General features: G+C 65.5%; 19 protein-coding genes and 1 pseudogene. 10 read left to right on the top strand and 10 right to left on the bottom strand.

The window, feature by feature from the left end:
• Positions 1–2: 2 nt before the first annotated feature.
• Positions 3–1,313, bottom strand: a complete 1,311-nt coding sequence (gene fadI, locus AB5Y48_RS20425; protein ID WP_368165582.1) for an acetyl-CoA C-acyltransferase FadI — start codon at positions 1,311–1,313, stop codon at positions 3–5.
• A 186-nt stretch (positions 1,314–1,499) separates the two neighbouring features.
• Between fadI and AB5Y48_RS20420 the strand changes: the two genes are divergently transcribed.
• From AB5Y48_RS20420 to AB5Y48_RS20385, 8 genes are read left to right on the top strand one after another with little or no spacing between them, the layout of a single operon-like run.
• Positions 1,500–2,432: a MoxR family ATPase gene (locus tag AB5Y48_RS20420; RefSeq protein ID WP_050666773.1), complete on the top strand. Its 933-nt coding sequence runs from the start codon at positions 1,500–1,502 to the stop codon at positions 2,430–2,432.
• Positions 2,433–2,443: 11 nt separating this feature from the next.
• Positions 2,444–3,283 carry a DUF58 domain-containing protein gene (locus AB5Y48_RS20415; RefSeq protein WP_136614628.1) on the top strand — a complete coding sequence of 280 codons (840 nt, stop codon included), beginning with the start codon at positions 2,444–2,446 and terminating at the stop codon, positions 3,281–3,283.
• Positions 3,268–3,714: a hypothetical protein gene (locus AB5Y48_RS20410; protein ID WP_058628293.1), complete on the top strand. Its 447-nt coding sequence runs from the start codon at positions 3,268–3,270 to the stop codon at positions 3,712–3,714. The genes AB5Y48_RS20415 and AB5Y48_RS20410 overlap by 16 nt, the downstream gene beginning before the upstream one ends.
• Positions 3,711–4,649 carry a VWA domain-containing protein gene (locus AB5Y48_RS20405; RefSeq protein WP_368165581.1) on the top strand — a complete coding sequence of 313 codons (939 nt, stop codon included), beginning with the start codon at positions 3,711–3,713 and terminating at the stop codon, positions 4,647–4,649. The genes AB5Y48_RS20410 and AB5Y48_RS20405 overlap by 4 nt, the downstream gene beginning before the upstream one ends.
• Positions 4,646–6,055 (top strand): VWA domain-containing protein, encoded by a 1,410-nt coding sequence (locus AB5Y48_RS20400; protein WP_368165580.1) that lies wholly within the window; start codon positions 4,646–4,648, stop codon positions 6,053–6,055. Before AB5Y48_RS20405 ends, AB5Y48_RS20400 begins: the two co-directional genes overlap by 4 nt.
• A gap of 14 nt (positions 6,056–6,069) precedes the next feature.
• Positions 6,070–7,470 (top strand): hypothetical protein, encoded by a 1,401-nt coding sequence (locus AB5Y48_RS20395; RefSeq protein ID WP_368165579.1) that lies wholly within the window; start codon positions 6,070–6,072, stop codon positions 7,468–7,470.
• Between the two features lie 56 nt (positions 7,471–7,526).
• On the top strand, positions 7,527–8,039 hold the full coding sequence (locus AB5Y48_RS20390) for a sigma-70 family RNA polymerase sigma factor (RefSeq protein WP_231686243.1): 513 nt from the start codon (positions 7,527–7,529) through the stop codon (positions 8,037–8,039).
• Positions 8,032–8,790, top strand: a complete 759-nt coding sequence (locus AB5Y48_RS20385) for a DUF3379 family protein (protein ID WP_050665656.1) — start codon at positions 8,032–8,034, stop codon at positions 8,788–8,790. Before AB5Y48_RS20390 ends, AB5Y48_RS20385 begins: the two co-directional genes overlap by 8 nt.
• A 33-nt stretch (positions 8,791–8,823) precedes the next feature.
• Here AB5Y48_RS20385 and AB5Y48_RS20380 read toward each other — a convergent pair whose 3' ends face one another.
• Complete coding sequence (locus AB5Y48_RS20380; RefSeq protein ID WP_050665657.1) at positions 8,824–10,137, bottom strand: sodium-dependent transporter; 1,314 nt, start codon at positions 10,135–10,137, stop codon at positions 8,824–8,826.
• A gap of 383 nt (positions 10,138–10,520) precedes the next feature.
• On the opposite strand from AB5Y48_RS20380, the gene AB5Y48_RS20375 reads away from it, so the two are divergent.
• Positions 10,521–11,189, top strand: coding sequence for an NAD(P)H-dependent oxidoreductase (locus AB5Y48_RS20375; RefSeq protein ID WP_050665659.1), 669 nt, complete (start codon positions 10,521–10,523; stop codon positions 11,187–11,189).
• A 39-nt stretch (positions 11,190–11,228) separates the two neighbouring features.
• Here the strand turns inward: AB5Y48_RS20375 and AB5Y48_RS20370 are convergent, their stop codons facing one another.
• The 8 genes and pseudogenes from AB5Y48_RS20370 to AB5Y48_RS20335 form a co-directional block, all read right to left on the bottom strand.
• Positions 11,229–11,846 carry a DoxX family protein gene (locus tag AB5Y48_RS20370; protein WP_050665660.1) on the bottom strand — a complete coding sequence of 206 codons (618 nt, stop codon included), beginning with the start codon at positions 11,844–11,846 and terminating at the stop codon, positions 11,229–11,231.
• Entirely contained in the window at positions 11,843–12,646 is an 804-nt protein-coding gene (locus tag AB5Y48_RS20365) for a putative DNA-binding domain-containing protein (RefSeq protein ID WP_368165578.1), read from the bottom strand. The genes AB5Y48_RS20370 and AB5Y48_RS20365 overlap by 4 nt, the downstream gene beginning before the upstream one ends.
• The gene (locus AB5Y48_RS20360; protein WP_050665662.1) at positions 12,639–13,511 is read right to left on the bottom strand and encodes a DUF692 domain-containing protein; all 873 of its coding nucleotides are present in this window, start codon (positions 13,509–13,511) and stop codon (positions 12,639–12,641) included. The genes AB5Y48_RS20365 and AB5Y48_RS20360 overlap by 8 nt, the downstream gene beginning before the upstream one ends.
• Positions 13,499–13,798 (bottom strand): hypothetical protein, encoded by a 300-nt coding sequence (locus AB5Y48_RS20355; protein WP_368165577.1) that lies wholly within the window; start codon positions 13,796–13,798, stop codon positions 13,499–13,501. Before AB5Y48_RS20355 ends, AB5Y48_RS20360 begins: the two co-directional genes overlap by 13 nt.
• Complete coding sequence (locus tag AB5Y48_RS20350) at positions 13,791–14,750, bottom strand: MBL fold metallo-hydrolase (RefSeq protein WP_368165576.1); 960 nt, start codon at positions 14,748–14,750, stop codon at positions 13,791–13,793. Before AB5Y48_RS20350 ends, AB5Y48_RS20355 begins: the two co-directional genes overlap by 8 nt.
• 89 nt (positions 14,751–14,839) lie before the next feature.
• A complete protein-coding gene (locus AB5Y48_RS20345) occupies positions 14,840–14,953 on the bottom strand; it encodes a cytochrome bd oxidase small subunit, CydX/CbdX family (protein WP_050665665.1) in 114 nt (37 codons plus the stop codon).
• An 18-nt stretch (positions 14,954–14,971) separates the two neighbouring features.
• Positions 14,972–16,099 (bottom strand): annotated as a pseudogene (cydB, locus tag AB5Y48_RS20340) (cytochrome d ubiquinol oxidase subunit II).
• Entirely contained in the window at positions 16,099–17,649 is a 1,551-nt protein-coding gene (locus AB5Y48_RS20335) for a cytochrome ubiquinol oxidase subunit I (RefSeq protein ID WP_368165575.1), read from the bottom strand. The pseudogene cydB and the gene AB5Y48_RS20335 overlap by 1 nt, the downstream one beginning before the upstream one ends.
• 122 nt (positions 17,650–17,771) lie before the next feature.
• On the opposite strand from AB5Y48_RS20335, the gene AB5Y48_RS20330 reads away from it, so the two are divergent.
• Positions 17,772–19,181 (top strand): PLP-dependent aminotransferase family protein, encoded by a 1,410-nt coding sequence (locus AB5Y48_RS20330; protein ID WP_368165574.1) that lies wholly within the window; start codon positions 17,772–17,774, stop codon positions 19,179–19,181.
• Positions 19,182–19,210 lie beyond the last annotated feature (29 nt).

The raw sequence follows: 19,210 nt of genomic DNA, 5'->3' as shown, positions 1-19,210 counted from the left end.
CCTTATTCCACTTCCAGCACCATGGCGGCACCCAGTCCACCCGCCGCACAGGCGGTGTTGAGGGCGACCCCGCCACCGCGGCGACGCAACTCGTTGAGGGTCTGGGTGATCATGCGCGCACCGGTGGCGGCGAAGGGGTGGCCATAGGCCAGCGACCCGCCCAGCACGTTGAACTTGTCCATGTCCACCTCACCGATGGCCTGGTCACGGCCCAGCTTGTCACGGGCAAACTCTTTGCTCGCAAACATCTTGAGGTTGGCCAGGGTCTGGGCGGCAAACGCCTCGTGCATGTCGATGAGGGTGAGATCGCTCAAGGTGATGCCGGCGCGATCCAGAGCGATCGGGGTGGCGTAGGAGGGGCCCATCAACATATCCTGCCAGACATCGATGGCCGAGAAGGCGAAACTGCGAATATAGCCGAGCGGCTCGAAGCCGAGCTCGCGGGCACGCCCCTCACGCATCAGCATGACGGCGGCGGCGCCATCGGTGAGCGGGGTGGCGTTGGCGGCGGTCACCGATCCATGCACCCGATCAAACACGGGCTTGAGCTTGGCATAGCTCGCCAGATCAGAGCTCTCGCGGATGTTGTTGTCGCGCTCGAGGGCCGCCCGATAGGGGGGGACGTGGGCGGCAAACACCTCACCGGAGAGCTTGCTCTCGGCCCAGGCCTGGGCGGCCAGGGTGTGGGAGCGGTGAGCCAGCTCATCCTGGGCGGCGCGGCTGATGCTGTGGCTCTTGGCCATCTGCTCGGCGGTCTGGCCCATGGAGAGACCGGTGGAGTACTCGGCCACCGCGGGCGGTACCGGCAACAGATCTTTCAGACGCAGGCGACGCAGAATATTGAAACGCTGCTGCAGGTTGCGAGCCTTGTTGAGATCGACCAGGGCGCGCGCCAGGCTCTTGCTCACCCCGATGGGAAGCACAGAGGAGGAGTCGGCCCCGCCGGCGATGCCGATGTCGATGGTACCAGCCATGATGGACTCGGTCACGTTGGCCACCGCCTGGAAGCTGGTGGCGCAGGCGCGGGAAACGCTATAGGCATCGGTCGAGACACTCATGCCGGTGCCGAGCACGATCTCGCGGGCGATGTTGGGGGCTTCGGGCATCTGCACCACCTGGCCAAACACCACCTGATCGATGAGGGCGGGATCGAGCTCCATGCGGGCGAGCATCTCGCCCACCACCAGCTTGCCGAGATCCACCGCCGGCACGCCGTGATAGGCGGTTGCCTGCTTCGCGAAGGGGGTACGCAACCCCGCCACGACGGCAATCCGTTCGCCCTGGCGGGTGGTCAGTTTCAATGGCTTGTTCATCCTGGCTCCTTGTTGGAAGAGGTCTGACCTCACGGCTCGCATCTTAACAATCCAATCACAAGTTTCATACAGCTGATTGAAACTATTTTCTCCATCTGGCACCGGCTGCTCACCGGCGGGGTGGAGAAGCGCCCTCCCCTGGAGTATAAAAAGAGCAACATCGATAAAAAACAACGAGTTCCCCTCATGTCCCAGGCCCAGTTCCAACAGTTAAAGAGCGCCCTCAACGAGCAAGTACTGGGGCAACCCGAGTTGATCGAAGGGCTGATTATTGCCCTGCTCTGTGAGGGACACGTCCTCATCGAGGGGGCGCCGGGGCTGGCCAAGACCCGGGCGGTCAAGGCCCTCGGCGGCGCCGTCGAGGGACGTTTTGCCCGCATCCAGTTCACCCCGGACCTGCTGCCGGCGGATCTCACCGGTTCCGAGGTATTCCACCCCCAGGATGGCAGCTTCGCCTTTCAGCCCGGTCCCCTCTTTAACCACCTGATCCTGGCCGACGAGATCAACCGGGCCCCGGCCAAGGTTCAATCGGCCCTGCTCGAGGCCATGGCCGAGCAGCAGATCACCGTCGGCAAGAAGAGCTGGAAGCTGCCCCCCCTCTTCATGGTGGTGGCGACCCAGAACCCCATCGAGCAGGAGGGGACCTACCCCCTGCCGGAGGCCCAGCTCGACCGCTTCCTCTTCAAGCTCAAGGTGGAATATCCGAGCCCGGCGCTGGAGCTCGCCATCTTGCAACTGCATCGCAAGGGGGAGTCCCCCACCGGCAGCCAGCCCCTGCTCACCCAGAGCGAGGTTCAGGCGGGGCGCGAGGCCCTCTTGGCAGTGGAGATGCAGCCACGCCTCGAGCACTATATCGTTCAGCTGGTGTGTGCCAGCCGTCAGGACCCCGAGGGGCTGATTGCCATCGGCGCCAGCCCCCGCGCCACCCTGGGGCTGGCCCGCGCCGCCCGTGCCCGCGCCTGGCTGGAGGGGCGCGATTATGTGGTGCCTGAAGACATAGAGCGCCTGGCCCCCGCCGTGCTGCGTCACCGCCTGCTCCCCAGCTATCAGGCCCTGGCCCGGGATCTGGACGGGGAGAAGCTGGTGGCCCTGCTGCTCGATCGGGTGCCAGCCCCGTGATCGATCACCCCATGCTGGCGCTCCCCCTGGCGCGGCTGTTGGCCACCCGGGCCCTGCCCCCCCTGCCCCAGGAGCGGCGCGCCCCCCTGCACCACGGTCGGCTCGGCCGCCAGCCCGGTCTCACCTTTCGGGAGCTGCGTCTCTATCAGGCCGGCGACGAGGTGCGCCATATCGACTGGCGAGTCACCGCCCGCCTCGGTCGCCCCCACACCCGCCTCTATCAGGAGGAGCGCGAGGAGGCCCGCGCCCTGGTGGTGAATCTGGGCGAAGGGATGCGCTTTGGCTCGACCCTGCAACTAAAAGGCAGGCTCGCCTGCGAACTCGCCTCGGCCCTGCTCTGGCAAGGGGCCGGCAAGCCACTCTGGCTCAAGGTTGGCGATGGTCCCCCCCAACGCTCGCCACGCCATCCCGAGCCCCTGATCGGCCGCCTCTGCGAGGCCTATGGGCACTGGCTGAGCGAGCGGCAAGATGCCGCCCCCCTGGGCGAGCAGCTGGCACACCTGCCCCTGCCCCACGGGGCGACGCTCCACCTCATCACGGATCACCGGGAGCCGGACACCCGGCTCTGCCAGCAGCTCGCCCGGCTCAAGGGGCGCTGTCATCTGCACCTGTGGCAGATTGTCGACCCGCTCGAGCTCACTCTGCCTCCCCATGCCCTGATGGCGGCGCGCACGCGAGCGGGGGGGGGCTGGCTCGACGGCGAGCGGGCCCATGCCTATGAAAAGGCGGCCACCTTGCAACAGGAGCGGGTCACCCGGGCCCTGCTCCCCCTGGTGCACCGCCTCTACCGGCTCGACAATGGCCGCCCCCTGGCCGAGCAGTGGCGGGAGGGCCCATGGCGGCTGATCTGAGCTGGCTCTCGGCCCTGCGCGACATTCATCCCGGGACCCTGCCCGACACCGAGCAGAGCCGGCTATGGGCTCTCTCGCTGCTTTTGCTGCTATTGCCAGCCCTGCTGCTGCTGGTCTTTGCCCTGCGTCAACGCTGGCGGCGCCAGCGCTGGTGGCAGCAGCACGGCAAGGATGAGCTGCCTGCGCTGCACCACGCTCTGCGCCGCCTCACGCGCCACCGCTGGCCCGAGCTGTCCCGCCAACCCACCCGCCCCTGGCTGGCCACCCTCGATGAGCGAAGTGGCACTCATCTGCACCAGTGGCAGGAGGAGTGGGAGTCCTGGGTCTATGGCCGTCACCCTCTCTCGCTGTTACAGCGCAAACGGCTCGATGCAGAGATCAAACGCCTGCTCGCCGCCTGCTATCCGCTGCTGCCACGGAGGCGCCCATGAGCGGCTCCCTCTCCCTGGCCTGGCCCTGGGCCCTGCTGGCCCTGGCGTTGCCCCTGCTCATTCGCTTCGGGCTCCCCCCCCTGCGGCCGGCCCGAGCCCTCAGCCACGAGGGGTTTGCCAGACTCTTCGTTACCCCCAGGCGCGGCGAGTGGCGAGCCGCCCTCGTCTGGGGTGCCTTCATCCTGGCCCTGTGTCGCCCCCTGTGGCGTGATCCTCCCTCCATCGCCTGGCAGCCGAGTCGGGATCTGCTGGTCGCCATCGATCTTTCCGACAGCATGCGCGCCGAGGACATGCTCGACGAAGGCCGTCAGATGAGCCGCCTCGCCGCCGTCAAGCAGCGCCTCGCCCGGCTCATCCAGGCGCGGCCCGGGGATCGCATCGCCCTTATCGTCTTCGCCGATCACGCCTACCTGCTCTCCCCCCTGACCCGGGATCACCAGGCTCTGCTGGCCTTCGGCGAGGAGCTCGACTTCGATCTGGTCGGCCGCACCACGGCCCTGGGGGAGGCCATCGCCCTGGCCCGCGCTCATCAGGACGGTGCCCATCCCGGGGCCCTGCTGCTGATCACCGACGGGCGCAACACCTCGGGTGACGCGCAGCCGCAGGAGCAGGCCCGCCTGGCCGCCGCCGAGGGGATGGTGCTCTACACCCTGGGGGTGGGGGCCGACCCCGACACCCCGCTGCTGCCGGCCAACCAGCGCGATCCCAGTGCCGAGCTCGACGAGCCCCTGCTGCGCGAGATCGCCCGGCTCGGCCATGGCCACTATTTTCGCGTGCGCTCCATGGCCGATCTGGCCGAGATGCAAGCAGCGCTCGACCGGCTCGAGCCCACCGCCCGTCCCCTGCACCGGATGAGCGCCGAGCGCGAACTCTACCCCTGGCCTCTGGCGCTGGCCCTGCTGCTGCTCGCGTGGCCGAGGCGGAGATCCTCATGAGTGAGCTCACCCTGCTAAGACCCGCCTGGCTATTGGCACTCATCCCCTGGCTGCTCTGGTGGTGGCGGGGGCGTCGCCATCAGCCCCTGCTGGCGCCTCCCCTGGCCCACTACCTCTACGGAGCCCAACCGGCCCCCCGCCCCTGGCGCCCCCTGGCGGCGCTCCTGATGATCGCCGCCTTGAGCGGCCCCGCCCTGCCCCGGGGTGAGTTGCCGATGAGCGGTCCCCCGCTGGACGTTTGGCTGCTCGATCTCTCCGCCTCCATGCTGGCCACCGATCCGGCGCCGGATCGGGCCACCCGGGCTCGCCTGCTGCTGCAAGACCTGCTGGCCGTGGAAGATGGCCGGCGCATCGCCCTCGTCCTCTTTGCCGCCGATGCCTACCTGGCCATGCCGCCCACCCAGGACAGAGAGGCCCTGAGCCGCCTGCTGCCGGATCTGAGGCCCGCTGTGATGCCCATCCAGGGGAGTGCACCACAGCGGGCGGTCCAGCTGGCCCTCGATCGCCTCGGCCAGGAGCACCCGACACGACTTTTGCTGATCACCGATCAGATCACCCGGGATCAGCAAACCGCGATCAGCCAGCGCTGGCCCTGCCGACGCAGCCTGCTCGCCCCCCGTTGTGAGGCGCCGCGCCTCGATATTCTGCTGCTCGCCGGTGACAAGGTGGCCCACCTCCCCCCCGATCAGGGACGACTCACCCTGCCCCCGCCAGATCGGGCGGCCATCGCCGGGCTGGCCGACAGCACTGGAGGCCGGCTGATGAGCTCGGATCGCGACCCGGTGCTGCTCACCCCCCTGGGCGAAGGGGCCGGCCACCAGCTGCGCACCGGCTGGCTCGAACTCGGCCCTTACCTGCTGCTACTGCTGCTCCCTTTTTCCCTGCTGGCGCGCAGGGGCGTACTGTGGAGCCTGCTGCTGCTCCCCCTGCTGCTGCCCCCCCTTCATGCGGAGCCCTCCCGCTCGGCCCTGCGCCTCTATGAGGAGGGGAAGTATGCAAGCGCGGCCCAGGCCTTCGACGACCCGATCTGGCGCGGCAATGCCTGGTATCGGGCCAAGGAGTATCGCCGCGCCGCCGAGGCCTATGCCGAAGCGGCGAGCGCCACCGCCCACTACAACCGGGGCAATGCCTTGGCCCATCTGGGGGAGCTGGAGGAGGCAAAAGCCGCCTATGAGTCGGCCCTTGCCCTGGAGCCCGATCACGCGGATGCCAACTACAACCTGGCCCTGCTGCGCCGCCAGCCGAAGAGCGACCCCAATGGGCAGGCTCAGGCCCCGGATCGGCCCCCTCCCGCCTCGGCGGCCCCCCCGGTGGGGGCCAGTGCCCCCCCGGTGATCCTGCTCAAGGAGCGGCTGCGCAAATTGGCCGAGCGCGCCCCGACGCCACCTGCGGGGGAGCCATGGTAAGAGGCTGGCTCCTGATGCTGCTCACAACCGGCGCCCTGGCGGCACCTCGGGTCGAGGTCCTGGCCGGCCTATCGGGCTGGACCCTGCACATTGAGCAGGAGGGGATCGCTCAACCGGATGCGCTGGATGTCACCCCACTGCTGCGCCACTTTGTGGTCGGTCGCATCACCCAGGCTCGCCTGAGCACCCCGAGGCACGAGTTGACCCGCTGGACCATCCCCTTAAGCCTCAAGCCCCATCATCAGGGGGCCCTGCCCCCGGTGCCTCCCCTGCGGATCGGTGATGAGCAGAGCGCCTCCCTGACCCTGCCCCCGCTGGACCAGGCCGCAGCACGCCCCCTGCAGGATCTCTTTATCGAGCAGCAGGCGAGCCTAGAGGGGGACGGGCGCTACTGGGTCGGCCAACCCTTTGTCTACCGCCTCACTCTCTGGCTGCCCGAAGAGGTGCAATCCCCCGGTCTCGAGGAGCCCCAGGCCGATGGCTTTCGGGTTCGCCGCCTGGGCGAGGATAGCTGGACGCCGCCGGCCACTCCGGGTGGCCCGGGCCGCCTCGAGCGGCGCTGGTTGCTACAGGCTCGCAAGAGCGGTGCCAGCTGGCTGGAAGCCCCCCGCTTCACCGCCACCCTGCCCCTGCCCGGTGGAGGCGGAGTCCTGCCTCTCTCGGGACGGGCCAACCCGGTGCGCCTGCTGGTCTCGGATCCCCCCCAACCGGCCGCCCGGCTCCTTCGCCTGAGCCAGAGCCTGCAGACCCCCACCCCCCTGCGGGTCGGGGAGCCCCTGGTGCGTACCCTCTTGCTGGAGTGGGAAGATGGTGAGCTCGGCCACCTCCCCCTGCCCCTTCCCGAGTTGGCAGGCCTCAAGAGTCAGCCGGACGGGGAGCAGTTTCGTGAGCGCTATCTGGAGCGCGGCCACCTGCTCGGCCAGCGCACCGTACGCCAGGCCATCACGCCGGAGCACGCCGGTGAATTCACCCTCCCACCCGTGGAGCTGCACTGGTTCAATACCCTGACCGAGCGTGAAGAGCTGGCCCGACTCCCCCCGCTGCACCTCAAGGTGCTGCCTGCCCGGGCACCTGTGACCACGTCAGCACCGACCCAGCTCGATCTGCTGCTGCTCCTCATGCTGATCCCGCTTCTCAGGCGCCGCCTTCCTCCCCTGCTGCGCGCCCTGTACCTGGGCGCCACCCTGAGGGGCGAGCCGGATGCACTGCGACAACGCTGGTGTGACTGGCTGCGCCGAAGCGGGTATCCTAGGCACGCCCTGCCCCCCGGCCTGCGGGATGCCACCTCCCGGCTCGAGCACGCCTGCTTCGGCGGCCCCCGGTCGGGCAGCGCACAACAGTTCAGGCGGGCCCTCTGGCGTCACTGGCGCTGGTTATTGGCCCCAACCCCATCACACAACAAGGAAGAGCCATGACTCTTTTCACACGCTGGTTCGGAAAGAAAAGCGGCGATCCCCCGGTCTATGGGGATATGGCAGACAAACAGACACGATACGAGGCCTTGGTGAAGGCCCTGCATGGGGACATCTACCGCTATGCCTACTGGCTGTGCCGGGATCCCCATGTCGCCGAGGATCTGGTGCAAGAGACCTTCCTGCGTGCCTGGCGCAGCCTCGATTCACTGCACGACGAGAAGGCGGCCAAGGCCTGGCTTATCACCATCGTCCGACGCGAGAACGCCCGTCGCTTCGAGCGGGTCTCACCCGAGTTGGTGGATCTCGATAGCGTGGCATTGGCCGATCCCACCCCCGCCGGGGAGCGGGAGCAAGAGGGAGAGTGGCTCAGACGCCAAATCGAGAAGCTGCCCGAGGAGTATCGGGAGCCCTTGGTGATGCAGGTCATGCTCGGCATGAGCGGTGACGAGATCGCCGAGCAGCTCGGCATCAACAAGAACACGGTCAACACCCGGCTGTTTCGTGCCCGCAACCAGTTGCGCGAGGCACTCAGCCAGAGCAAAGAGCAGAGAGGTCAAGGCAATGGATGAACTCGAATTCCGGCGCCAGGCTCTGGCCAACCCCTATGAGAGCAACCCGGCGTTTCTCGCCGCGCTGCAGGAGTCACCGGCCCGCCGCAAGTGGGTGGAAGAGCTCAAGGCAGGCGAGCAGGAGCTGGTGCAGGCGCTCAAGGTGCCCCTGCCCGAAGGGCTGGCGGAGCGCATCCTGTTGCGCCAGGCCCTGGATCGCAGTGACGAAGAGGCTGCCGCCCGCGTGGTCCCCCTGAGGGCACAACCCGCCCCGGCAAGGGTCTGGCGTCAGGTCGCCGTGGCCGCCTCGGTCGCCTTCCTGCTCGGGCTCTCCACCCGCTGGTTGCCCCTCGATAGCGAGCACCCGGATCTCTCCTCGGTCGCCCTGGCCCATGTCTATGGGGAGCAGTCCTTTACCCATGGGGTCGATGAACGGGTCAGCCTCGAGACCATCAATGCCAAGATGGAGAAGTATGGCGCCCGCCTGACGTCCATGGCAGGGCTCGGGCACATCACCTATGTGAACCACTGCTCCTTCTACCAGGGACCGGCGCTACACATGGAGATCCAGGGTAGCAAGGGTCCCATCACCCTGTTCCTGGTGCCGCGGCACGTACCGCTCAAGATAGGGCGGGATGACTTCTCCGACGGTCGCCTGCAAGGGGAGATCATGGAGCTTAAAGGCGCCAACATGGTACTGATTGGCCCCATGGGCGAGCCCCTGAAACCCCTCGCCGACCAGTTGCAAAAAGAGATGCACTGGAACATCTAAGCAAGAGGCCCCGGCATCGCCGGGGCCTCTTCTTTACAGCAGACCGCGCACCAGGATGCCGGCTATCAGCAGCGGCGCCACCAGCCGCCAGCACCAGAGCAGGGAGAGGCGCAGCACCGGGGAGAGTCCGTCCGGCACCATGCGCTCCCCGAGACGCCACCCCAGCAGCAGGGTCAGCACCAGGCCAAACAGGGGCATCATCAGGTTGGAGGTGAGGTAGTCAAGCAGGTCAAAAATGGTCTTGCCTGCCAGGGTGTACTCGGCCCAGGGGCCAAACGAGAGGCTCACCGGGATGCCGCACCCCATGATGAGCAAGGTGATGGCCCGGCAGGCGCCGCGTCGGCTCCAGCCCCACTCCTCGGTGGCGAAACGCACCAGGTGCTCGAGCATGGAGATGGAGGAGGAGAGCGCCGCCACCAGCAAGAGCAGGAAGAAGAGCACCGCCAGCCCCTGGCCAAACGGCAGATGATTGAACACTGCCGGCATGGTCATAAAGGTCAGCCCGGGACCGGCAGCCGGATCGATGCCGGTAGAGGCCAGCACCGGGAAAATCATCAAGCCCGCCAGCACCGAGATGAGGCTCGCCAGGGTCACTACCCAGACGCCGGAGCGCAGCACACCGTCACTGTTTGGCAGGTAAGCGCCATAGGTGGTGTGGACCCCAAGCCCGATGGAGAGGGAGAAGAAGGCCAGTCCCAGGGCATCGAGCACCCCCTGACCGGTGAGCTGACTGAAATCGGGCAGCAAGAACTGGCGTACCCCGGCCATGGCGCCGGGCATGGAGAGACCGGTCACCACCAGCAGCAGCATCATCACAAACAGGGCCGGCATCATCCAGCGCAGCGCCCGCTCCACCCCCTTTTGCAGGCCCCCCTGTACGAACCACCAGGTGAGGCCGGCAAAGACCAGATGGGTCAATACGGGCCAGAAGGGGTGGCTCACGTAACCGCCAAAGAGGGCCGTCAACTCACTCGCCTCAGCGAGGTTGAGCTTTCCTCCCACGGCCAGGGCCGCATAGCCCACGGTCCAGCCCCCCACCACGCTGTAGAAGCTGTAGATGAAGAAGCCGCACAGGATCCCCATGTACCCCATCCAGCGCCAGTTTGGCCCGGCCAGGGTACGAAAGGCCCCCAGCACCCCGCGCCGGCTATGGCTGCCAAGCAGGGTCTCCCCTACCTGGACCGCCACCCCAAGGGTGAAACTGAACAGCAGGAACACCAGCAGGAAGGCACCACCGCCATTGGTGGCGGTCACATAGGGGAACTTCCAGATAGCCCCCAAACCGATGGCCGAGCCGGCCGCCGCCAACACATGCCCGACACGGGAAGACCACTGCACCTGGCTCATACAACCTCCGGGGAACACTTCATCACATCGACTCCAATAAAAAGGGCCGCCCTCGGCGACCCTGTTTGCTCCACATGCTGCGTATGCGTCAGGTCACCGCGACAAGGCGGTTAAAAAATCGACCAAATGACAATACCCACAGCGACATGACAGCACTCCTGACTAGATGGAGCATCAGACTAAACCATGGAAAGAATGATTGACACATTTTTCTTTGCTTTTTTCCTGACGCAGCTTGAATAACGAAAAACATCAAAATATGCAGCATTTTCATCCAGCCCCACGCCCTCGCCCCTGTGATCCGTCCCCCAGCTTGCCAGCGCGCCCCTTGGGTTGAGCCGATCCTGTCGGTATGCTGGGCCAAAGCATCCCTGGAGAGTGTCATGAGAGTACTGATCGTCTATGCCCATCCCGAACCCCAGAGCTTCAACGGCGCCCTGTTCGAGACCGCCATAGAGACGCTGGAGGCCGCCGGCCACACCGTCATGACCAGCGATCTCTATGCCATGGGGTTTGAGCCGGTCTCCGACAGGCGTAATTTCCAACTCGCCAGGGACCCGGACTTTCTCAAGCTCCAGCAGGAGGAGCTCTACGCCACCGAGCGCGACAGCTTCTCCCCCGAACTCGATGCGGAGATGGCCAAGCTGGAGGAGGCCGAGCTTCTCATCTTCCTGTTTCCCCTCTGGTGGTTTGGCCTGCCCGCCATCCTCAAAGGCTGGGTCGACCGGGTCTTTGCCATGGGACGTATCTATGGCCAAGGCCACCTTTACGAGAGCGGTCGTTTCGCCGGGCGCCGCGCCCTGCTCTGCCTCACCACGGGGGGAGCGGCCGACGCCTATGATCCCGAGGGACTCAACGGCTCCATCGAGGCCATTTTGCGCCCCATCTCGCGCGGGATCCTGCAGTTTGTCGGCTATCAGGTGCTGGCCCCGGCCATCTTCTACGCTCCGGCCCGTGCCGAGCAGGTCGCCCGCGAGCACTGGCTCGACGAGTGGGCGGCCCGCCTCACCACCATAGAGAGCGAAGCCCCCGTCGAGGTGGGCCGCTACTGAGTCATCAAAAGAGACGAGCGGCCAGGCCGCTCGTCACCGTTATCCCTCTTGTGTGCCTGGCTCATCCCGCCTCTGTGCCCCGATGGCACGGGCAATCCAGTAATCGAGGCTCACATAGCGCCCTCCTCCGTAGACCAGCAGCACCAGCAACATCACGAAGTAGGTGGCGGCAAACTCCATTCCGTTATTGAGCATCACGGGATCCCCCAACTCGGTGATGTAGTTGTAGCGGCCCGGGAAATTGGCGGCCAGCCACTCGATAAAGCCGTTGAGGCGCAAGGTGGCCTCCATGCTGCCGGTGGCGATAGCATCCCAACCGTGCTTCCAGTGGACCATGGCACTGGCCACGCTCATCAGAAAGATGGTCGGAATGGCCATGACACGGGTGAAAAGGCCCAGGGCGATACAGATACACCCCACTACCTCGGTCCCCGCCGCCAAAAAGGCGAGCAGGGTCGGGAATGGCAGGTTGAGCCCCCCTTCCGCTGCCGGCGCGCCAAACCAGGCCACAGTGCCGGCAAACCCCACCACCTTGGAGTGGGCGCCCACATAGATGACGGGGATCAGATAGAGGCGAATGGCCAACAGGGCCAGAAAATCGAGCCGCTTGCACCGGGCGACGGCCCCCTGATACCACTGAATGAGGGTGTTGTTCATGGGAATATTCCTTGGATCTTGTCAATTGATGTGGCCTGCATATCGAGACCGGTATAAAGCGGCGGCGCCGTCAGGATCCCGAGCCGTTGGAAACGACGAGCCCACAGGGTCAGTTCCGCCCCGCCGAGATAAGGCCCCACCCGCCTGGCGAACCCGCTTAAGGTCATCCCCTCCGACTGACCAATCCGCTGGAGAAGCGCGGTGTCCATGGTGCCAAGCGGCTGGGTGATCACCTGATGATCGACGGTGCGAAACAGCGCGTGGTAGTGTGGCCCCGATCGGCTCGCCACCACGGCGCCAGGGCGCACGACGAAGGGAAGGGCGAGCAGTCTCAGGGTGGGATTGAGCCACAGCGCCTCTTCGAGCCTCGTCATGGCAACGGGAGGCACCTGGGCCTCATCAAGCTCGACCTCGAGGCAGGCCCACTCATACTCCAGCAGTGCCAGCCGCTCCCAAGGCCACTCCAACCGCTCTGCCCCATCACAACAGGCGCCCCGCTCGAGACGCCCCTGCAGATAGCGGACAAACTCGGTGGCGATGTGGTGAAAGGCTGGCTCCTGGGCGCCGTGGTGCGCCACAAACCCCTCAACCAGCGCCTCCCGCTCAGCGGGTGCCAGCTGCTCGAGGGTCATTGCAAAACAGCTCTCAAGCACCGAGGTCACGCTGGCCCGAATGCTCTGCACATAGGGGCGAGCCACCCCCCCTTGCGGATTGCGAATTCGCCTGGCCAGCCACTCGGTCTGCAACTGCAGCCGCAAGGGGGGGTGGCACACCGGCTCGCGCTGCGACCCTCTATCCATGACAGGCCTCCCGTCCCTTCTCGTGCCACCACTGGGGATCGACCGCCTCCCGGCATGCCCGATGAACCCGGGAGAGCTCGGCCTCCAGCTCGGCAAGTGGCGGCAGATGATGATCCCGCTCCAGCAGCAGGGGGCGCATGCCATGGGTGGATACCGTGAAGCGAGCCAGATCCAGCACGCCCTCACAGACCGGCATCCCATGGGTATCGAGCAGTAGGCCCCCCTCTTCCTCCCGGTGGCCCGCCACGTGGAAGTAACGAATGGCCCTCCCTGGCAGATCGGCAATCATCTGCTTCGGGCAGTAGCCGTGATTGCGGCTGTTCACATAGACATTGTTGATATCGAGCAGGAGCTCACAGCCGCTTTGCGCCACCAGCTCGGACAGGAATGCCGCCTCGGGCACCTCTCCCTCGTAGGTGTGGTAGTAAGAGATATTCTCCAGTACCAGAGGCCGAGCCAGCGCATCCTGGACCCGGGCGATGCGGTCCGCCAGATAGGGGATGTTCTCCCATCGCCGCGGCACCGGCAGCAGCTCGTAGAGATAGCCCTGTCCGTCGCGGGAGAAGCTCAGGTGTTCGCTGTAGATATCGATGGCGAACTCGTCGAGAAACGCCCGGATCCCGGCGATCAGTTGACGGTTAAGGGGCCGGCACTCGCCGATGGAGAGGCTGAGCCCATGGGCCACCAGTGGGTAGCGCTCGGCGATCCGGTAGAGTTGATCCCGTTTGGCGCCCCCCATCGCCATCCAGTTCTCCGGGGCCAGCTCGACAAAGTCGATACCGGGTCGCGCCGGCTCCTCACAGAGCTGCGCCAGGTGCTCCGGCCGCACGCCGATCCCCCGGCAAAAGGGACTCAGTTCCCGCATACTCCCTCCGTCATCTTGCTGTCTCCTTTCGTCCCCTTGAGCCCCTCCCCCGACACTCCACACAGGCCGTCACGGGCCCGGACCAGACGATCCTGAGGATCCTGCGCCAGCTGCTGCTTTTCGAAGCGCTTCTCGGTACCGCATTTACCGGCCGCGCACTGGCCGCCGGTCGCAACCACCACTGGCGCCTCCTCCCCTGTGGTTGCGTGGAGCACGCCGGGCGTCAGGGCGATAAGGCCGGTCATGGCGATGGAGAGGGTCAAGGTGCAACTCGTTTTGTTACTCATGGGTGGACTCCTTGAGAGCCGAGAGGGGATAACTGGAGAGATCGCGGGCGGCCACCACCTGGCCTTTGAAGGTGCGCTGAACGATGGCCATCGCCTCCTTCTTGTGATTGAGACCAACCCCCATCCAGTGGTTGAGCACCAGCAGTCCGGGATTGATCTCGGCGGCGATGCTGGCCACCACTGAGGGCCGGGCATGGAGCGAGGCAGAGAGGGGATCGGCCCCTTCGTGAATGGCAAGGGGCATCACCAGAATGTCGGCCCCCTTGGCAAAGTCGACAAAGGCGGGATTGCTGCCGTTCTGATCCGCCGAGATGACGATGACGCCCTCTCGACTCTCGATGCGATAGGCCAGACAGGGCACATCCCCGTGGGGAATGCCGAGGGCCGTGACCGTGAGGCCATCTTGCTGGTAGACCCGCTGGGCGACCGGCTGGTCATAAGCCACGTCGTGCAGGGTGACGGGAAAGAGGCCGTCACTGCCATCCTTGAAGCCGCCGAGATAGGCATAAGCCCCCTTCTTGCGATCGAAGAGCGCGTTGAAATAGCCGCTCATACCGGGAAACGCCGATCCCGCCTCGGGCCCGGCCAGATCGAGAGGATCCTGGCGCTTGAAGAAGTAGGCCCCCTTGAGCAGGGCAGGCAGATCGGTCACATGGTCGGTGTGAAAGTGGGTAATGCCGATAAAATCGACCTCCTCGAGCCTGGCCTCGGCCTGGCCGAAGCGCAGATAGACGCTGCCACCGGCATCGATCAGGAGGCGGGACTTCCCTTTCCACCAGATCACCGCACTGGAGGAGGCTCGCTGATCATCGGAGATGGGGCCACCGCTGCCGAGTATCTGCAGCGTGAAACGCTTGTCCCTGGGGGTGAGATCAACCTGATCGGCACTCGCAGGCATGGCCATCAGGGCACATCCGATGGCCATGGCCACGGCTTTTAATGTCAGTTTCATCTTGGTTACCTGTGGTTGTTCAACAGTCACTGACTGTCGTTGAGGGGGCCGGACCGCCCGCCGGTAACGGTCCGGCCGTTCTAACGGGCTCAGCCCTGCTCACGGTCGGCCGCCTCCTCCCAGCGCGCCTCCAGCCAAAGCAGGTTGCAAAGCCCGAGCAGCAGGGCAAAACCGAGCCCCAGCATCCAGGTGAAGTACCACATGAGGTTCTCCTTACAGGGTTAGTAGAGTTGATGGCCGTGGCGGCGAATATGGTCCCGATCGAGCCGCCCTCGCACCACCCGGTAGACCCAGACGGTGTAGCCGAGGTTGACGGGCAGCAGGATCATCGAGACCCCCAGCATGATGGCCAGGGTTCGGTAGCTGGAGGTGCCATCCCACAGGGTCAGGCTGCTGGCAGGATCGAGGCTCGAGGGGAGCACGAAGGGAAACAGGGCGATGGCCACCGAGCCAAGCATGGCGACGCAACTGAATGCACTGGCCAGTACGCCCAGGCGGGGACGGATGAACCAGGCGGCCAGACTGCTGACAAGCGGAAGCAGCAGCCCGCCCAGGGGCACCAGCCACAGCAAGGGGTGGCTCAGGTAGTTGGCGAGCCAGCCATCGGGAGCCGGCACGACCAGCTTGTCGGCGGGGGTGAGCACCATATGGGTGTCCAGAGCTGTGCCCAGGGCGTAACCGGGGATCCCCAGCAGCAGCCAGCCACAGAGCAGGTAGAGCAGGCTCGAGAGCGGTCCCAGCAAGATGGCGGCACCACGGGCTCGCCGGGCCGGCACTCCCGTCACCTTCCCTTGCTAGAAGCTGGCTCCGTGCAAGAGCAGCGTCAGCAGCACACACCCCATTACGGCGGCGATGAAGGCGCCGTGCAGGGCGAAGGGGCCATAGTGCAGGCGCAAGGCGCTGTCGAAGCGAAACGGCAGCCCCTGCATCACCAGGGCCAGGGTCGCCCCGAGCACCAGGGTCGGCAGCAGGCCGCCGACTACCAGGGCACGATCCCACCAGCGACGCCACACGGGATCCGCCAGCTTGCTGCGATAGTCGAATCCGACCGGTCGCAGGAAGAGGCCCAGCAGCAGCACGACCATGGGCACATAGAGCACCGAAAAGGCGGCGGCATAGACCAGGGGCCAGGCGGCAAACAGGGCGCCGGCAGCGGCGATGAGCCACACCTGGTTGCCCTCCCACACCGGGCCGACGCTGTTGATCACCAGACGCCGGTCCTCATCATCCTTCGACACCAGGGGCAGCAGCATGGCCACCCCCAGATCGACACCATCGAGCACCACGAAGCCAAGCAGCAACAGCAGCAGCAGGGCCCACCAGATCAGTTTGAGCGTTGTGTAATCCATCAGGCGCTCCTCGCCAGGGCAGGTTGTTGGTCGTCACCGTGACGGGGACGCAGTATGGCGGGTCCCTTGCGAACCACATGGCACAGCAGGTAGAGCTCCACCACCAGCAAGAGGGTATAGAGAGTGCAAATAGCGATCAGGCTGAACCAGAGCTGCCCCGCCGTCAGCAATGAGGCCGCCGCCGAGACCGGTAGCAGGTCACTGATGGCCCAGGGCTGACGACCGAACTCGGCGACAAACCAGCCCGCCTCGATGGCAATCCAGGGGAGCGGCATGCTCCAGAGCAGGAGCTTGAGCAGCCGCGGCGAGCTCTCCAGCCGGTTACGGCAGAGCTGCACGAAGCTCACGACCATCAGCCCCACCATCAGGCGAAAGCCCACAAACAGCGGTGCTACCTGCGGGATGGAGTCCTCGACTGCCCTGGCGATGGCCGCCTCGTCGGCGCTGACGATGGGGTCGGCATAAGGGGTAAGCAACAGGCCATAGCCGAGATCGGCCCGATGACGCTCGAAGCGCGCCCGGGTTGCCTCACTCCGATCCCCGGCGCGGATCTGCTCGAGCGCCCCCACCGCCACCATGCCGCTGCGGATGCGGCGCTCGTGCTCACGCTTGAGGCTCTTGATGCCGGTGACCGGCTCATCGAGGGAGCGGGTGGCGACGAGCCCCATCAGATAGGGGATCTTGATGGCGGCGTGGGTGGTCTGGGCAACCTGATCCGGGAAACCGAACAGAGTGAAGGCCGCCGGGGCAGGCTCTGTCTCCCACTCGGCCTCGATGGCGGCGAGCTTGACCTTTTGCACCTCGCCGGTGCGATACCCCGACTCGTCGCCGAGCACGATCACCGACAAGATGGCGGCCAGGCCAAAGCCCGAAGCGATGGCGAACGAACGCAGGGCGAAAGGGACTTCGCGCCGGCGCAGCAGGTACCAGCTGCTTACCCCCATGACGAACATAGAAGCGGCCACATAGCCCGCCGCTACCGTGTGGACAAACTTGACCTGGGCCACAGGGTTGAGCAGCACGGCGGCCACATCGGTCAACTCCATGCGCTGGGTCAGCAGGTTGAACTCGGCGCCCACCGGGTTTTGCATCCAGCCGTTGCCGATGAGGATCCAGAGCGCCGAGAGGTTGGAGCCGAGGGCCACCAGCATGGTCACCAACAGGTGTTGCCCCGGGCGCAGCCGCTCCCAGCCGAAGAAGAAGAGCCCCACCAGCGTGGACTCGAGGAAGAAGGCCATCAGCCCTTCGATGGCGAGCGGGGTGCCGAAGATGTCCCCCACATACTGGGAGTAGTAAGCCCAGTTGGTACCGAACTGAAACTCCATGGTGATCCCGGTGGTGACCCCCATGACGAAGTTGATGCCAAAGAGCTTGCCCCAGAAGCGGGTGATCTCCTGATAAATCGGCTTACCGGTCATCACATAGGCCGACTCGGCGATCACCAATATCCAGGAGAGCCCCAGGGTGAGGGGAACAAACAGGAAGTGGAACAGGGCGGTGGCGCCAAACTGCAGGCGCGACAGGCTGACCACGTCATCCGGATTGATCATGTGTCACTCTCTTTTGTTGTATTTGCCTTGCACGTTTTTGTGCGCGGCCAGTACAACATGGGCGTGACAGCTATAACAGATGCAGTTAGAGTGAATAACACCTATAACAGTTTGAGATCCCCATGCCCCGTTATCGCGATCTCGCCGACCGGCTGCGCCAGCAGATCGATGCCGGGCTGTGGCACCCCGGTGAGCGCATTCCCTCCATTCGCCAAAGCTGCAAGACCCACCACCTGAGCCCCATGACGGTACTGCAGGCCTATCAGCTGCTCGAAAGCCAGGGGATCATCCAGGCTCGCCCCCAGTCCGGTTATTACGTGAAGGACACCTCTCCAAAGCCGGGCATTCCCCCCGGCGAGACCCACTACACGGACAGCGTCGATATCAACAACCTGGTGTTTGATGTATTGCAGGCCGGCAAGTCACGCGCCCTGGTGCCTCTGGGCATGGCGGTGGCCGACCCCCATCTCTTCCCCCTGCCTCGCCTCGGCCGCCTGCTGGCCAGCGTCATGCGAACCATGGATCCGTTCAGTACGGTGAGCGATCTCCCCCCCGGTAACGAGGCCCTGCGCCGTGCCATTGCCCGCCGTTATGCCATGCGAGGATTGACGGTGGATCCCCAGGAGATAGTGATCACCACAGGCGCCATGGAGGCTCTCTCCTTAAGCCTGCAGGTCCTCACCGAACCCGGCGATTGGGTGGTCGTCGAGTCCCCCACCTTCTACGGAGCCCTGCAGGCCATAGAGCGATTGCGACTGCGGGCCGTGGAGATCCCGGTGATCAGCGGTGTGGGGATCGACCTGATCCAGCTCGAAAGCGCCCTGAAAGAGCGCCCCATCAAGGCGTGCTGGCTGATGGCCAACGTGCAGCATCCCCTCGGACATACCCAAAGTGACGAGCACAAGGCCGCCCTGATGGCGCTGCTGGCCCGTTATGAGGTGCCGGTCGTAGAAGACGACGTCTATGGTGAACTCCATTTTGGGCGCGACCCGCTTCGTCCCCTCAAGTACTGGGATAGGGAGGGAACGAGCCTGCTCTGCTCCTCCTTCTCGAAGTGTCTGGCGCCGGGGTTTCGGGTCGGCTGGGTCGTGGCGGGAAGCCATGCGCCCCGTGTGCAACGCCGTCAGCTTATCTCCACCCTGGCCACCAATGTGCCAAGCCAGCTGGCCCTGGCCCGCTTCCTGGAAGAGGGGGGATACGATGCCCATCTGCGGCGTCTGCGTCACACCCTTTCGATACGCATGCACAGGCTAAGAGCCGAGCTGCAGACCCGCCTCCCCTCGGTGGGGATCAGTCAGCCCGGTGGCGGCTTCTTCCTCTGGCTCACCCTGCCAAGGGGAGTCGACACCCGACAGATCTATCGCCGGGCGCTCGAGGCGGGCTTCTCTTTGGCCCCGGGGGCCCTGTTTGGCGGGGCCGGCCAGCACGATCACTGCCTGCGTCTTAACGCCTCTCACCCCTGGGGGCCCGAGCTGGAGCCGGCGCTGGACCAGCTGGCCCGCTGGCTCCCGGTTCCGGTGGCCGAGCCATAAAAAATGAAGACACTGCATCCATTGGCCCC

Source organism: Aeromonas sp. R6-2 (genome assembly GCF_040908155.1).
In the GTDB taxonomy this organism is placed as follows: Bacteria; Pseudomonadota; Gammaproteobacteria; order Enterobacterales; family Aeromonadaceae; genus Aeromonas; species Aeromonas schubertii.
The sequence above is the reverse complement of the archived record's forward strand: the minus strand, read 5'-3'. Positions and strand labels throughout refer to the sequence as shown.

Bases quoted from the DNA above. Each gene is read 5' to 3' on its own strand.
- AB5Y48_RS20335 (WP_368165575.1), bottom strand. From the start codon at position 17,649: ATGATCAATCCGGATGACGTGGTCAGCCTGTCGCGCCTGCAGTTTGGC.
- AB5Y48_RS20390 (WP_231686243.1), top strand. From the start codon at position 7,527: ATGGCAGACAAACAGACACGATACGAGGCCTTGGTGAAGGCCCTGCAT.
- AB5Y48_RS20375 (WP_050665659.1), top strand. From the start codon at position 10,521: ATGAGAGTACTGATCGTCTATGCCCATCCCGAACCCCAGAGCTTCAAC.
- AB5Y48_RS20345 (WP_050665665.1), bottom strand. From the start codon at position 14,953: ATGTGGTACTTCACCTGGATGCTGGGGCTCGGTTTTGCCCTGCTGCTC.
- fadI (WP_368165582.1), bottom strand. From the start codon at position 1,313: ATGAACAAGCCATTGAAACTGACCACCCGCCAGGGCGAACGGATTGCC.
- AB5Y48_RS20330 (WP_368165574.1), top strand. From the start codon at position 17,772: ATGCCCCGTTATCGCGATCTCGCCGACCGGCTGCGCCAGCAGATCGAT.
- AB5Y48_RS20415 (WP_136614628.1), top strand. From the start codon at position 2,444: ATGCTGGCGCTCCCCCTGGCGCGGCTGTTGGCCACCCGGGCCCTGCCC.
- AB5Y48_RS20360 (WP_050665662.1), bottom strand. From the start codon at position 13,511: ATGCGGGAACTGAGTCCCTTTTGCCGGGGGATCGGCGTGCGGCCGGAG.
- AB5Y48_RS20365 (WP_368165578.1), bottom strand. From the start codon at position 12,646: ATGGATAGAGGGTCGCAGCGCGAGCCGGTGTGCCACCCCCCCTTGCGG.
- AB5Y48_RS20350 (WP_368165576.1), bottom strand. From the start codon at position 14,750: ATGAAACTGACATTAAAAGCCGTGGCCATGGCCATCGGATGTGCCCTG.
- AB5Y48_RS20385 (WP_050665656.1), top strand. From the start codon at position 8,032: ATGGATGAACTCGAATTCCGGCGCCAGGCTCTGGCCAACCCCTATGAG.
- AB5Y48_RS20395 (WP_368165579.1), top strand. From the start codon at position 6,070: ATGCTGCTCACAACCGGCGCCCTGGCGGCACCTCGGGTCGAGGTCCTG.
- AB5Y48_RS20355 (WP_368165577.1), bottom strand. From the start codon at position 13,798: ATGAGTAACAAAACGAGTTGCACCTTGACCCTCTCCATCGCCATGACC.
- AB5Y48_RS20405 (WP_368165581.1), top strand. From the start codon at position 3,711: ATGAGCGGCTCCCTCTCCCTGGCCTGGCCCTGGGCCCTGCTGGCCCTG.
- AB5Y48_RS20380 (WP_050665657.1), bottom strand. From the start codon at position 10,137: ATGAGCCAGGTGCAGTGGTCTTCCCGTGTCGGGCATGTGTTGGCGGCG.
- AB5Y48_RS20370 (WP_050665660.1), bottom strand. From the start codon at position 11,846: ATGAACAACACCCTCATTCAGTGGTATCAGGGGGCCGTCGCCCGGTGC.
- AB5Y48_RS20420 (WP_050666773.1), top strand. From the start codon at position 1,500: ATGTCCCAGGCCCAGTTCCAACAGTTAAAGAGCGCCCTCAACGAGCAA.
- AB5Y48_RS20410 (WP_058628293.1), top strand. From the start codon at position 3,268: ATGGCGGCTGATCTGAGCTGGCTCTCGGCCCTGCGCGACATTCATCCC.
- AB5Y48_RS20400 (WP_368165580.1), top strand. From the start codon at position 4,646: ATGAGTGAGCTCACCCTGCTAAGACCCGCCTGGCTATTGGCACTCATC.